At 36.9% G+C, this 15,051-nt stretch carries 12 protein-coding genes; 8 read left to right on the top strand and 4 right to left on the bottom strand.

Going from position 1 to position 15,051, the window contains the following annotated elements:
• Window positions 1-44 precede the first annotated feature (44 nt).
• Window positions 45-1,745 carry an adenine deaminase C-terminal domain-containing protein gene (locus JF75_RS09405; RefSeq protein WP_046332786.1) on the top strand — a complete coding sequence of 567 codons (1,701 nt, stop codon included), beginning with the start codon at window positions 45-47 and terminating at the stop codon, window positions 1,743-1,745.
• Between the two features lie 109 nt (window positions 1,746-1,854).
• Here the strand turns inward: JF75_RS09405 and JF75_RS10455 are convergent, their stop codons facing one another.
• The 4 genes from JF75_RS10455 to JF75_RS09385 all read right to left on the bottom strand — a co-directional run bounded on the left by JF75_RS10455 (window position 1,855) and on the right by JF75_RS09385 (window position 5,409).
• On the bottom strand, window positions 1,855-2,868 hold the full coding sequence (locus JF75_RS10455) for an SLAP domain-containing protein (RefSeq protein ID WP_084605786.1): 1,014 nt from the start codon (window positions 2,866-2,868) through the stop codon (window positions 1,855-1,857).
• Window positions 2,869-2,914: 46 nt separating this feature from the next.
• Window positions 2,915-3,517, bottom strand: coding sequence for a hypothetical protein (locus JF75_RS09395; RefSeq protein WP_046332785.1), 603 nt, complete (start codon window positions 3,515-3,517; stop codon window positions 2,915-2,917).
• Window positions 3,518-3,560: 43 nt separating this feature from the next.
• Window positions 3,561-4,106, bottom strand: a complete 546-nt coding sequence (locus tag JF75_RS09390; protein WP_046332784.1) for a hypothetical protein — start codon at window positions 4,104-4,106, stop codon at window positions 3,561-3,563.
• Window positions 4,107-4,416: 310 nt separating this feature from the next.
• Window positions 4,417-5,409: a GMP reductase gene (locus JF75_RS09385; protein ID WP_046332783.1), complete on the bottom strand. Its 993-nt coding sequence runs from the start codon at window positions 5,407-5,409 to the stop codon at window positions 4,417-4,419.
• A 194-nt stretch (window positions 5,410-5,603) separates the two neighbouring features.
• On the opposite strand from JF75_RS09385, the gene JF75_RS09380 reads away from it, so the two are divergent.
• The 7 genes from JF75_RS09380 (at window position 5,604) to JF75_RS09350 (ending at window position 15,033) form a co-directional block, all read left to right on the top strand.
• Window positions 5,604-6,893 carry an adenylosuccinate synthase gene (locus JF75_RS09380; protein ID WP_046332782.1) on the top strand — a complete coding sequence of 430 codons (1,290 nt, stop codon included), beginning with the start codon at window positions 5,604-5,606 and terminating at the stop codon, window positions 6,891-6,893.
• 3 nt (window positions 6,894-6,896) lie between these two features.
• Complete coding sequence (gene purB, locus JF75_RS09375; protein WP_046332781.1) at window positions 6,897-8,192, top strand: adenylosuccinate lyase; 1,296 nt, start codon at window positions 6,897-6,899, stop codon at window positions 8,190-8,192.
• A gap of 188 nt (window positions 8,193-8,380) precedes the next feature.
• Complete coding sequence (locus tag JF75_RS09370; RefSeq protein ID WP_046332780.1) at window positions 8,381-10,192, top strand: FAD-binding protein; 1,812 nt, start codon at window positions 8,381-8,383, stop codon at window positions 10,190-10,192.
• 230 nt (window positions 10,193-10,422) lie between these two features.
• Window positions 10,423-11,076, top strand: coding sequence for a deoxyribose-phosphate aldolase (deoC, locus tag JF75_RS09365; protein WP_046333014.1), 654 nt, complete (start codon window positions 10,423-10,425; stop codon window positions 11,074-11,076).
• Window positions 11,077-11,272: 196 nt separating this feature from the next.
• Entirely contained in the window at window positions 11,273-13,351 is a 2,079-nt protein-coding gene (locus tag JF75_RS09360) for a BglG family transcription antiterminator (protein ID WP_046332779.1), read from the top strand.
• 21 nt (window positions 13,352-13,372) lie between these two features.
• Window positions 13,373-13,678, top strand: coding sequence for a PTS sugar transporter subunit IIB (locus tag JF75_RS09355; protein ID WP_046332778.1), 306 nt, complete (start codon window positions 13,373-13,375; stop codon window positions 13,676-13,678).
• Window positions 13,679-13,701: 23 nt separating this feature from the next.
• A complete protein-coding gene (locus JF75_RS09350) occupies window positions 13,702-15,033 on the top strand; it encodes a PTS sugar transporter subunit IIC (protein ID WP_046332777.1) in 1,332 nt (443 codons plus the stop codon).
• The last annotated feature ends 18 nt before the right edge of the window (window positions 15,034-15,051 follow it).

Here is a 15,051-nt window from a genome sequence, read left to right as displayed (position 1 = left end):
GGGTTGGAATATTTCAACTCTTTCGTTATTTATGGAGGAGAAAAATGACACAAGTTGATCTTTTGATAAAAAATGGCCATGTTTTTAATGTCTTTTTACGTAAATTTGTTGACACTCAAGTTACAGTGAAAAACGGTAAATTTTATTGGATTAATCAAGACTTACCAGGAATTAGGGCTAAAAAGACAATTAATCTTAAGGGTAAATATCTAATTCCAGGATTTGTTGATGCCCACATGCATATCGATTCATCCATGACTACTCCTGCGATTATGGGACAAACGATTCTAAAATACGGTACGACAACGATTATTGCTGACGACCATGAAGTAACAAATGTTGCTGGCATCAAGGGACTAAAAAATTTCATTGCTGAGCCGTCACCGATTGATATTTTCTTTGGCATTCCATCTTCGGTTCCATCAACGAATCCAGATATGGAAACAACAGGTGGCAAAATTGGCGTGAAAGAAGTACAAGAACTGCTTAAAGATCCGCGCTTTATTTGTTTAGGCGAAGTGATGAACTTTAAGGATATGACTTCTCCGCATAAAACCTTGATCAAAGACATTATCAAAGTTTGTCGTGAGGAAAAACCTACAATGCCTCTTGAAGGTCATGTGCCAGCATATGCTGGTGAAGATCTGGCTAAAGTTATTTATGCTGGAGTTACTACTGACCATACGGAACAGACAGCTGCCTTAGTTAATGAAAAAATTCCTAATGGCATGTTTGTCGAGGTGCAACTGAAATCAATGTTGCAGGAAGTAATTGATACGATCATTAAGAACAATTACTTTGACCACATTGCCCTGGTAACTGATGATTCTATGCCTGATACCTTGCTTCATGGCCACTTGAACTATTTGGTGAAAAAAGCAATCAAAATGGGGATGACACCAGAAGAAGCAATTTACATATCTACCTATACACCGGCTCGCCATATGGGATTATGGGATAGAGGTGCAATTGCTCCCGGCCGAGTAGCTGATTTTGTTATCCTCGATGATCTGCATGATTTGTCAATAGCAGCTGTTTATAAAAATGGGATAAACGCGGCAGATATCAAGGAGCAGACAGGTTACCAATTTTTGCCAGAGTTACGTCACTCAGTTAACGCGCCTAAGTTACTACCCGATGATTTTGTGGCAAAAACAGATTTAGTTGCAAACGGAGAAGTATTGGCAAATATTATTCAACTTAATCCAGCAGGTACTTTTACCAACCATATCCAAGAAAAACTGGAAGTAAAAGATCACATAGTTCAATGGCAGAAAGCCGGCTTAGCATTGATTATGGTGCAAGACCGTTATAGCGGCGATGGACACTATAGTCTGGGCTTTGTTGACCGCGGTATTGTAAAAGACGGTGCGGTAGGAGCAACTTGGGCGCATGATCACCACAACATAATGATCATGGGCACTAATACTGCCGCAATGCTCAAGATTCAGCATCAACTGGTTGAACAGCAGGGCGGCTATATTGCAGCAAAAGGTGACAAAATAGTTGCCAATGCAAAATTACCGATTGGCGGCGTTGCCAGTGACCAACCAATGTCTGTTTTAGGTACAGAAATTGGCAAGGTGCGCAAAACACTGCAAGAACTAGGTTATAAAAATCCTAACGAGATTATGTCGTTTTCTACTTTGTCTTTACTGGTTTCACCAACCATTAAAATTTCAGATAAGGGTCTATTTGAAGTCAAAAGTCAGAAAAAGATTCCGCTTTTTGAAGAAATTAAGTAGGAAGTGCAGAAATTAATTAAATAGTGATCAAAAAAATCTGCTAGTAAGATATTGTGAAATTTCACAATATAAACTAACAGATTTTTTCATACTTAAGAAGTGAAGACGTTTATTTCTTTAACCATTCTTTTACTATAGCCTTATATTGAGCCAAAGTAATTGCGCTATCTTCTCCTTCATTAGTTGCATTAAAAGCATCAGCAGCACCATAAGGAGTTTGCGTCATATGAGCCATGCCCATTACGCGATGTCCCTTATTTAATAAGTTGGTATAGTGTCCTGCCATTCTATAACCGTTTGTTCCTAAAACGGCCTGATTGTATACAGGGTCTTCCCAATTAGGGGTGAACTCATAAGGCGCTAGGCTAGGGCTTTTCTTTACGTCCCATTCCCAGTCAACTTTTTCAGTCATCCAGTTGCTAATTGGCTCAGCACCGGCAGAAAGATTTTCCAGGTTGAAATGATAGCCGTAAAAGCCCGGATGGTTTAAGGAACCCTGTTTTTGATAATCCGCATCAATCATGGAAATGGCTGTAGAAGTTGGGGAAATTTTTAGCTCACCAACTCCAGCTTTAGTTCTTTCCTTGTTTGCATTAGCAAGACTTTGAAGGGAAGCTTTAATATTAACGTTGCTAGTAGCATCATCTTTGCCACCTAGTTTGACATAAGTATTGAACCATGATGGTGCGCCTTTTTGCGCTTGACTATCAATTTTGCCTGTTCTAAGTAAAGTGGCTGCTTTTTGTGCTTCCTGTCTTTGTGCAGTGGTTAGTGAAGTATCATTTGCCATAAAATCCATCAAACTTGCCCCGTTTTTAGCAGGTCTATTTTTTGGTGTTTTGACTATATTGAGCGGTAAACCATCGTAGTAGTGGATGTATTTATTTTTACCGATGCGATAATATTTATAACCTTTAATCTTTTTAACAGAAGTATAATAAAGACTTTTGCTCTTTTTATATACTTCTTTGGTTTTTTTACCCTTGTGATCGTAGACATATGTTTTACTAGACACAAATATTTGATGTTTAGCAGCAGATACGAGTTGCGGGCTACTAAATGAACCAGTACCTAGTAATACTAAAATACTGGCAATTATTGCAATAAGACTTTTTTTCTTCATTGGTTCTCCCTTCATAAAATAATAAAATCTATGTGCTGAAAAAATATTAATATAATTTTATTTTCGAATCAACAATCTTTTTATTATTGCGCATTACCTTTTTCAAAAAGGATTTCTTGGCGCCACAGTTGACATACAGGTCTACCTGAGGAAGGTGAGTACTATTGGAAAGATTGCCTTTGCGTGAAGCCTTCTGAGTAAACCACCGATATTTAACATAATGTGGGTTATTGAAGTGCATGTCATTTTTAAAACGATATTTTTTCCCGGGCTTAAGGTGAGAGAGATCAAAGCGAAATCGCATTAAATAAACACGACCATGTACAAACCTTTTGTGGTCGATTGTATTTATGTAAATACCATCTTCTTTAGCAGAAAGTCCCGTCGCCTTTTTATTAACAACATATATGCTTGGAGTAAAGAGCATTGGCTTTCCCGTGTTAACTTTTAGATGTCGAGTGAAAAAAGTAACATTTCCTACCCAATTACCATAAGCCTTTTTAGTAGAATTAACGTTATAATATTTTTTATCAAAAGCTGCTTTAATTGTTATAGCAGATGCACTAACGCTTTTAGGTGAAAATAGAATAAGGCCAGTCAATAGCACAAAAATAGTAGCAATAAATTTAACAACTGATTTTTTCTTCATTATTTATTCCCTTTAAAAACAAAATAAAAATATCCGGATAAATTTATAAGTCATCGCCGCCAATAATAAAGTCGTAATTTGGATATTTGTGATCTTTTAACTTTTTTGCAAGTTTAGCTGTCTGATACCAGTGACTATCTACATACCAATAAACATTCTGATATTCTGCATAACCTAAAACTTTATTACCATCTAATTTAGCAACATTATACCAATCAAGTGTACCTTCGTCAGGGTAACCCCAAATGCCAACTCCAGTCCAAGTATAGCCTTTTTGAGTCATTTTATTTGATAAATAAACCCAAGATCTTGTTTTTTTACTTGGTTTAGGCATAACCTTAGGTTTAGCTTTTAACAATTTAGGATACTGGTGACCATTTTCGTAATAAATTTGTTTTGTTTTAGTGAAAGTCATCTTATCGATTTTCTTTGTCTTGGAATTGTATGAGTACCATGTACCACGCCAGCTTTTAGGAAAAACAGCCTGGGTTTGCTTAGCTTGCACATTACTTGGCGTATTAATAAAATTGCCAATCGTGCCGACACCTATCAAGGCAGCTACCAACATAATCACTTTTTTAAATTTCATTTTTATTACCTCTATGAAAAATTCAACTTTACTACAAACAAATTATACGCTTTCTGTACTTCGTGTAACACTTTAAAGCGGATAAAAAAACATAAATAAAGAAATATAAGGCAACTAAATGAAAATGGTCGAGTTCTTTTTTTCTAATTGGTGCCAGTAGAATAGGCTTTAATTAGGGTACAACTCCTTAAAATTTAAATACAAAAATTCCCAGCACTGACTACCTAACAGAACTGGGATAACATTATTTTAACGAAAAATACAAACTACTACCCATACTTAAAAATTTAGGGAGAAGAAAACAACCTACTTATTTGTCACCATTCATGATTGTGTTTTTGACAATTACATAATCAACTAATTTAATTGAACTAAGATCCTTACCACCGGCATAGGAAATTGAAGATTGCAAGTCTTCCCGCATTTCTCTTAAAGTATCGGCAATGTGGCCACGGAAGGGAACGAGCATTTGTTTACCTTCAACATTGCGATACGCACCTTTTTGGACTTCGGAAGCAGAGCCCCAATATTGCTTGTAGGTTTTACCGTTAATTTTGATGACATTACCCGGGGACTCTTCATGTCCTGCAAGCATTGAGCCAATCATAACTATGGTAGCGCCAAACCGAATTGACTTTGCTATATCGCCGTTATAACGGATACCGCCATCAGCAATCAAGGGTTTACTGGCTACTTTACTGCACATTCTTAAAGCGGCTAGTTGCCAGCCACCAGTGCCAAAACCAGTTTTGAGTTTGGTAATGCAAGCGCGGCCAGGACCAACACCAACTTTTGTGGCGTCTGCTCCTGCACCTTCTAATTCACGAACTGCTTCTGGGGTCGCAATATTGCCTGCTGTTAAAAAAGTATCTGGCAATTTTTCTTTGATGTATTTAATCATATCAATAACATAGACAGAATGCCCATGAGCTACATCAATCGTGATATATTCAGGCTTAATGTTTTCAGCAACCAGCTGATCGATAAAATCATATTCGCCTTTTTTAATACCAACAGATATAGAAGCAAATAGACCTTTTTCATGCATCATCTTGATAAAAGCGAAACGCTTTTCAGGTTGAAAGCGGTGCATGACATAATAGTAGCCGTTTTGGGCCAGCCAAACCGCCAAGTCATCGTTAATTACGCTTTCCATGTTGGCAGGTACGACTGGTATTTTAAATGTTCGGTTTCCGAACTTAACACTGGTATCTGCATCATGACGGCTCTTAATGATCCCTTTATTCGGAACAAGCTGGATATCATCATAATCAAATGCTTCCATACTGAAATAATTGCTCATAAGTAAATCGGCTCCTTATTAACTATCTTTACAAACGAAATCACTATAATCAAAAAAGCTTTTTTTGTCAATATAAAAATCGAACTATTAAAAATAAACTTGCTATAATAATTCGCATTTAAATTTGACTAAAGAATGGTAAATTGCTAGACTATTTACGTGATATTTGTAGAAATTTAATGAGGTGAATAAAAATGACAGCAGTTGCAGTCGTTGGTAGCCAATGGGGCGACGAAGGAAAGGGCAAAATTACTGATTTTTTAAGTAATGACGCTGCCTATACTGTTCGTTCCAATGGTGGTAATAATGCTGGCCATACTATTGAAATAAATGGTCAAGATTTTAAGATGCGTTTAATTCCTTCAGGTATTTTTGCGTCAAAAGAAGGGGCCGTAATCGGTAATGGCGTTGTTATTAATCCCGAGGTTTTATTTAGCGAATTAGAGAATCTGGCTGAAAAGGGAATCGATACCAGTAAATTAAAGATCTCTAACCGGGCTCATATCATCATGCCTTACCATATCAAGCAAGATGAATACCAAGAAGAAGCAAAGGGCGATCAAAAAATCGGTACTACTAAAAATGGTATCGGACCGGCTTATATGGACAAAGCTTCCAGAATTGGTATTCGTGTTTGTGATCTTCTTGAAAAAGATACTTTTGCAGCAAAATTACGCGTTAATTTAGAGCAAAAAAACGAAGTATTTACCAAAATTTACGGCAAGCCGGCACTGAAATTTGAAGATATTTTTGCCAAATACTTTGAATATGGTCAGAAAATGAGAAAATACGTTACAGACACTTCAGTGTTAATTAACAATGCTCTGGATAATGATGAAAAAGTACTGTTTGAAGGCGCACAAGGAACTATGCTTGATATAGATGAAGGGACTTATCCCTTTGTTACTTCATCGAACACAATTTCAGGTGGAATTGCTAGTGGTATCGGTGTTGGTGCTAACCGGGTCAAAAGTGTCATCGGTGTTTGCAAAGCTTATACCACCCGTGTTGGTGCTGGTCCTTTCCCGACCGAATTATTGGATGAAACTGGTGACCATATTCGCGAAACTGCTCATGAATATGGCACAGTTACCGGTCGTCCTCGCCGCGTGGGCTGGTTTGATTCAGTCGCTTTGCGTCACGCCAAACGTGTTTCTGGCATCAATGGTTTAAGTCTTAACTTGCTCGATATTTTTAGCGGTTTTGACACTATTAAAATTGCAACTGCTTATGAACTTGATGGTCAAAAAATTGATTACTATCCTGCTAGTCTAAAAGAATTGGACCGCTGTCAACCTGTTTATGAAGAATTACCTGCTTGGAAAGAAGATATTACGGCTGCTAAAACATGGTCTGACTTACCAGAAAACGCACAAAAATTTTTAAACCGCGTTTCAGAACTTGTAGGCATACCTTTAGTTACTGTTTCGGTAGGTCCTGATCGTGAACAAACAATTGTTTTGCAAAATCCGTGGGAAATGTAATTTATGTTAGAACGTTATACTCGCCCTGAAATGGGTAAAATATGGTCTGACGAAAATAAATATGAAGCATGGCTAAAAGTGGAAATTGCTGCTACTAATGCCTGGAGTGAATTAGGCGAGGTTCCAAAAGCAGATGCTGCTAAAATTGCCCAAAATGCCAGCTTTACACCAGAACGGGTGGCAGAATTGGAGCAGGTAACCCACCATGATGTGGTTGCTTTTACACGAACGGTTTCTGAAAGTCTGGGCCCAGAGAAAAAATGGGTGCACTTTGGCCTGACTTCGACTGATGTTGTCGATACTGCGCAAGGATACATCCTAAAACAGGCAGATAGAATTATTCGTCAGGATCTGCATAAACTAAAAAAGACGATTGCTGAAAAAGCACGTAAATATAAAAATACGGTGGAAATGGGGCGCACGCATGGTGTGCAAGCTGAACCCACTACTTTTGGCTTGAAACTAGCTCGCTGGTATGCGGAAATTAAGCGTGATATTGAACGCTTTGAACATGCAGCAAAAGGAGTAGAATCAGGAAAAATTTCCGGTGCCGTTGGGACTTTTGCTAACGTACCGCCAGCTGTTGAAACCAGTGTCTTAAAGCAGCTAGGCTTAACTCAGCAGCCAATTACCAGTCAAGTATTGCCACGCGATTTGCATGCTGAATATATTGCTACTTTGGCGCTAATAGCCACAAGTATTGAAAATTGGGCAACCGAAATTAGAAGTTTGCAACGCTCTGAAATCCACGAAGTAGAAGAACACTTCCGTGCAGGGCAAAAAGGTTCTTCAGCAATGCCTCACAAACGTAATCCTATTGGCTCAGAAAATCTTTGTGGTATGGCACGGGTTATACGGGGCCATATTATAACTGCTTATGAGGATGTATCACTTTGGCATGAACGCGATATTTCCCATTCCAGTGCTGAACGTGTAATTTTACCTGATACTACAATTGGTATTGATTATATGCTCAATCGTTTTAATCGCATTTTGACCAATCTTGATGTTTTTCCAGAAACCATGCTTAAGAACATGGATAAGACTTATGGACTGATTTATTCACAACGCTTGCTGTTAAAATTGATTGATGAAGCTGGTCTTTCTCGTGAAAATGCCTACGATATGGTCCAAAAATTAACCACGAGATCTTGGAATGAGGGAATTTCCTTTAGAAAATTAGTTGAAGACAGTCAAATTATGAATTATCTTTCTGAAGACGATGTCGCTGATGCTTTTGATTATCATTACCATTTGCGGCATGTAGATGAGATTTTTAAAAAAGTTGGTTTAGAATAAATTAATAAATAAAAGTTCACTTGAATGTGAACTTTTTTTATACTCAAAATTAAATTTTGGATAAGTCCGGTTTAATGTAAGCGGCTATGTGATATTATTAACATAAACGCAAGATAATATTTAAAGATTGAAAGGCAAAAATTTAAGTCTTTTAAGCTAGAATAAGATTTTTTAAAAGAGGCAATCATATGATAGTTAATGATCATACATATTATGATGCAAGCTATGATGTAGTAGTTTTAGGTTTTGGTGGAGCCGGAGCAACTGCAGCTCGTTTTGCGGCTGATAGTGGTGCTAAAGTGCTAATAGTTGATTCTGCTCCGGAAGGTCACGAAGGTGGCAATACAAGGTATGCTGCTGAACTTGTAGGTTATAGCAGCAGCGAAGAGGATTATCGCGCTTACTATGAACATTTGGCCCAGCACTTTAATATTGATCCTGAAATAGAGGATACAGTTGTTCATGGCATTACACACATGAAAGAATATTTTAAAAAATATCTGGATGTTAATGAACCTGTTAGCTATAAAACTATTTTAGGGCTGCCAGAAGATGCTGTAATTGCCGATCATCCTAATCTACCAGGTGCTAAAAGCTATGACATGATCACAATAGAGAAGGGTATTTTTAACGCTTCATTGTGGAACATTTTACGGCAAAAAGTACTTGATCGTAGTGATAAGATTGATGTTTGGTATTCTGCACCTGTTAAGCATATTTTGCAAACTCCTGGTAAAAAAGTTGTCGGAGCTCAAATTGAGCGTGATCATGTTTTATTAAATGTTTACGCTAAAAATGGTGTCGTGTTGACCACTGGTGGTATCGAAAATAATCCGCAAATGGTTCAGGATTATATTGGTTCACACAAGTTAGTGCCACTGGGTTCACTTTATAATAAAGGTAAGGGTATTGACTTGGCTCACGAAGCAGGTGCGGATATGTGGCATATGTCAATGTATGCGGCCGGTGGAATGCAACAAGCTTTTGCTTTTTATGAACCTGGGATGAAGCGTGCACCATTTTATATGGGTAACCCAATCTTCTATACAGGCAGTATTTTTACGGTTGGCGATGACGGCACACGCTACTTTAAGGAAGATCAAGGAGCACGTGAAGGCTATGTAGAAAATCATGGTTCATGGTATAAACCATTGAATCCAATTCACCCTTACTTTGTCTTTGATCAAAAGCAATATGACAAGATCAGTGAGATTGATACTTTCCCTGATAATAAAGCACTTAATTCCGTTCTTAAAGCTGATTCTGTTTCTGAATTAGCAGAAAAGATGGGAGTTGCTGCGGATAAACTGCAAAGTACAATTGATGAATTTAACTTTTTTGCCGAAAAGAAGCATGATTATGCTTATCATCGTGATCCTGCTACTTTAAGTGCATTTTCTGAAGAGGGTCCGTATTATGCTATACCGCTAGTACAGACTATTGGCTGGTCTGAAGCTGGTCCTAGAAGAAATGCCCGAGCTGAAATTCTTGATCCTGAGCACAAGCCGATTCCTCATTTATATGGTGCTGGTGAGCTGGGCAGTAATATGTCTAACTTATATCAAGGTGGTTCGGATTTGGGCGACTGTTTGATTTTCGGTAAAATTGCCGGTCAAAATGCAGCCCATCCTAAAGACGATATCGCAGAAGTTAATGTACCTTCTCCTAAGCATGAAAAGCCGTTAAAGCCACGACCACTAGATTCTGATATTAAGAAAGAAGAGTTTCCAACTGGACCTGAACAATATATCGGCAAATCTACTAAAGGAGTGGGAGATGAAATAGTTGTCAGAGTAACAGCTGATAAGCAAAAGAACCTCAAAAAAGTTGAGGTGCTGAAACAAGCTGAATCTGATGATTATGGTCAAAAAGCAATTAACGAATTACCTCAAAAAATGGTCGATGAAAATAAGGTTGACGTAGATGCGGTTTCGGGCGCCTCTAATACTACTAGAGGATTAAAAGATGCTGTCAGGGATGCATTAAGCAAAATTAAATAGACATTTATCAAGAATTTAATAAGTATTTAAAGCAGGTCATAAATTTGGTTAAAACTTATGACCTGCTTTTTGTATTATGAACTTGGGGCAAAATAACTCATAATTAGCAAACTGAAACTTTGTTTATGAATTTACCTGGAAATTTTGAAAAAGAAAGTGCTTTTAAAAAATTTCTTAACCAATTAGGCTATATTTATAACTACGCTATTTGCGGAAAAGGAGAAAAGGTAATGGAAAAACTTAATAAATATATTGATCATACTTTATTGGAACCAAATGCAACTCAAGAGCAAATTGATAAGGTAATTGCAGAGGCTAAAAAATATCAATTTGCGTCTGTCTGTGTAAATCCTTTTTGGGTAAAATATGTTAGTGAAAAACTACAAGGAACAAAAATTAATACTGTAACGGTGATTGGCTTTCCCCTTGGAGCAACTACTACTGAAACTAAAGTTTTTGAAGCAACACAAGCAGTTGCCAATGGTGCCGATGAATGCGATATGGTACAAAACATCGGGGCGTTTCTTTCAGAAGACTATGATGTGGTACTTAAAGATGAAAAAGCAGTTGTCGAAGCAGTACATTCAAAGGGAAAAAAGGTAAAAGTAATTCTTGAAAATTGTTTTCTTAATTCGCAGCAAATTAAAAAGGCATGCTTAATAGCAGAAAAATCTGGTGCTGATTTCGTCAAAACGTCAACTGGCTTTGCAAAATATGGAGCTAGAGCAGAAGATGTTAAGATTATGGCTGCAACTGTCGGAACTAAAATGGGCATCAAAGCAGCAGGCGGTATTCATACTAAAGCTGACGCTTGCCAAATGATTGCTAGTGGAGCTACTAGATTAGGGGCAAGTGCAAGTCTAAAAATTATAAAAGAATCGTAGATTTAGCACAAAAATAAGTATGTAAAGAAGACACTGTGTTTGTTAATGCAAGGTGTCTTCTTTTTTAGTGTAGTTTTTTGCAAAATTTTATTGAAAGCAGGTAGACTATGTGTCTTATTTTTCCAAAAAAAGTGGAAACAATAAACTCTTTTTTATATGTAAGCGGTAACGTATTATTTGAATTGAGGTGAGGAATATGAAAGACCGGCAATTACTGATAATAAATGAATTGCTTGATAAAGAAAATTTATCAATCGCTGAATTGAGTCAAGCCTTGAATGTTTCTTCCAGAACTATCAGAAATGATGTGGATGATATTAACCGAACTTTAAGTGACCTTTCAATTACTGGAATTTCTAATAAGCGAGGGCAACTTTATTTTTGCCTTGATTTGGATGCTAGACATTTCTTATCTCACTCTTTAAAAATTAGTTCGGATACGTTTCTTGATCCTAAAGAAAGGCAGCTTCATATCATTATCAGCTTTCTAAAAGCTCCTCACCAGGTAAAAATTTATGAAGAACAAAAGCAGCTGAATATAAGTAAAAGCACGATGGACAAGGATATGCGCCAGGTTAGAGAATTTCTTGCCAAATATTCTCTGACCTTGGATACGCAGCAAGGAGCAAAAATTGAAGGTGCTGAAAGAAATATCAGAACTATGATTCAACAATTAATTGTTGAAAATATTGATATTTCGCAATTAGCAGAAAAAGGCAGCTTTGAAGGAAGTGATAGTTACCAAATAGTAATTGATTATTTAAATCCAAAGATACTTGAGCAAACTAATATAGTTGCTAAGGAACTAATACTTGGTGGTCGTTACGAAGGAGTTTCTGCCAGAGAAGCACAAATTTCTGTTTTAATGGCCATTTGGATTAGACGTTTGCAGGAAAAGCAATATCTTGATGACAGTCAGGTTTCTAATTTAGAAATTGCTAACACTAGAATTATGAAATCTGTAAACAATTTGTTGGACAAGTTAAAACTGACAGTTCCGGAAAATGAAAAAAGCTATATGACTTTTATTCTTAAAACATTTTTGGGTGAAAAAGAGGTAAGAATTGACAAGTGGGCTGAATCGGAACTTCTGACTTTACGCTTAATAGATTATATGAGTGATGTAGAAAAAATTAATTACCGTGATTCTGAACAACTTTATGAACAACTTAACTCACATGTTTCAGCATTTTTGCAAAGGCAAGAAAATCATATTGAAGTATTTAATCCGTTAACTGATGTGCTTAAAACTAGTTATGCAACTATTTATCAAGATATCTCAGCTTTTTTTAAAAGCAAATACAGCAAAAATGTTTCAGCAGGAGAAAAAGCATTCATAACCGTTTACTTTAGTACTTATTACGAAGAAAGCGTCAAAGAAAACAACTTTTATAGAATTGCGGTTCTTTGTAATTATGGCGAAGCTACCGGTCAGCTATTGGCTGCCAATATTTCCCGAAACATGAATGTCGAAGTTGTGGCAGTTTTAGGATTACAGGATATAAATTCTTTAAGAAAGCTAAACATAGATTTTGTTGTTAAGACAATTAATGAATCAACGGGAATGGTTCCCAGTTTTAAAATGCCTCCTGTTCCCAGGAAGCAAGACTATCAAGAGTTAAAGAAATTTATTGCTAAAGCAGATATTAAAAAACATATGCTGTCTTTAAAGCAAAATCCTTCAGCTAAGAAAAATTTGCTTAAAGACACCATTTCGCTAATTGAATCAGAAACCAGAAAAAATGTTTCAGCTCGCTTAGTGGACAAGTTAATTGAAATTTTTTCTGAACATAATATTGAAATAAAAGAGAGGGAGGTGAGGCCAATGCTTCAAGATTTATTAACTGATGACAAAATCCAAATACACATAATGGCTAATAATTGGTGTGAAGCGATTGAAAAAACCAGCCAACCGCTAATAAAAAATAAATCAATTAATGATGATTATGTTGTCGCAATGGAAGAATCAGTTAAAAAATTCGGACCTTATATTGTCATAGGTCCTGGAATTGCTTTGGCCCATGCAAGACCGGAGGACGGGGTTGCAAAATTGGATGTCAGTGTAGCATCACTGGCTGAACCAATAAAATTTGGCAATAAGGCAAACGATCCAGTAAAAATCATTTTTGTTTTGTCTGCAATTGACAGCTATTCACATTTAAACGTTTTAAAAGCAATTGTGGATTTAATAAATAAGCCAAATAAGATTGAAGAACTATTTAACAAGGAAGATAAAGCAAGCTTTAAAAAGACCTTGTTTGGCGTAGAAAATTAATAGAGTTAGGAGCGTAAAAATATGGCAAAAGTACCTACAGTTTTCTTTATTTGTGGAAATGGCTTGGGCTCAAGTCTAGCTTGTCAGATGGAAGCGGATGATGTTTTTAGTGAAGCAGGTATCGAAGTTAATTCAGATCATGATTCGATTTCAGATGCACCTTCACTCAATGCCGATGTTATTGTTTCAGCAAGCAATTTTGAATCTCAATTTGCCAATATGCAGATTGATCCTAAAACAAAGTTTGTCTATTTAGACAATATCGTGGATAAAGACGAAATTAAAGCAAAAGTTTTACCGGTTGTGAAACAAATTGCAGATAGTTAAGTTTATAAAAAGGAGTGAGAGAAATGGTCGTTATTCAATGGATAATTAACAATATCCTTACTCAAGCAGCAATTTTAATTTCATTAATTGCGATGTTGGGATTGATATTACAGGGTAAAAAAATAGGAGCAGTCATCAGTGGTACGCTTAAAACTTTGCTTGGGTTTGAAGTTTTGTCCGCTGGTTCAACAATTATTCAACAAAGTTTAGCTTATTTTGCAGTAATTTTTCAGCATGGTTTTCACACTAAAGGTATTGTACCTAGTATTGAAGCCATTAATGGTCAGGCAATGAACAAGTTGGGTTTAGGTAATAGTATTGCTTTAACACTTTTAGGTATTTTCATTGTGAACATTATCATAGCAAGATTTACTAAATGGAAGTATGTCTTTTTAACCGGACAAGCTTTATTATGGATGGCAACTATGACTGTTATTGGTGGTCACTTTGCCGGTTTAAAAGGTTTTCCGTTAATCTTAATGGGCAGTATTATTGGTGGTATTTTTGCCATTGCAATGCCGGCATTAGCGCAACCGATTGTTCGTAAAATTACTGGCAGCAATGCAATTGCCCTTGGTCACTTTTGTACAATTGGATATCTGGTTGAAGCTGGCGTAGCCTGGCTAGTCAGAGACCGTAAAGTTGATCAACATGTAACTAACATTAAGGAAAGAAAAGATTCTTGGGAACACGTTAAGCTTCCTAAGAGTATGTCATTTTTACAGGATAATTCTCTTTCTATTATGGTAGTAATGGTTCCTTTATACATTATTACTGCTGCTTTTGCTGGTCCTTACTGGTCTATTAAAGCTGCTGGAGGAGCTGCAGGAAGCGTAAACTACATTATTTATGCTTTTTTACAAGCTATTGAATTTACAGTAGGTGTTTATGTAATGCTTTCAGGGGTTCGTTTGATGTTAGGCGAAATTGTTCCTGCCTTTCGTGGTATTGCTATGAAAGTAGTTCCTAACTCAGTACCTGCCCTTGATTGTCCAGTTTTATTCCCATATTCACCAAATGCAGTCATTATTGGCTTCGTAACGACAACTATTGGGACGGTGATTGGTATGTTCTTATCCCCGTTAGTAGGACTAGCAGTAATCTTGCCAGGCATGACTACTAATTTCTTTGCGGGCGGTACTGCAGGAATCTTTGGTAATGCAATTGGCGGTAAACGTGGCGCCATCATTGGTGGTATTGCGCACGGCTTGTTTATTACCTTGCTTCCGGCTCTTTTAGTCGGTGCTTTATCATCAGTTGGTTTTGTTAACGCTACAGCTACAGATGTTGATACCATCACTGCTGCTCTATTATATCTGTGGGTTATTGCACCGGCCTTTCATGCCTTTGGTTAATTACTTTGGAGGTGTTTA

Source organism: Lactobacillus kimbladii, from assembly GCF_000970755.1.
In the GTDB taxonomy this organism is placed as follows: Bacteria; Bacillota; Bacilli; order Lactobacillales; family Lactobacillaceae; genus Lactobacillus; species Lactobacillus kimbladii.
The sequence above is the reverse complement of the archived record's forward strand: the minus strand, read 5'-3'. Positions and strand labels throughout refer to the sequence as shown.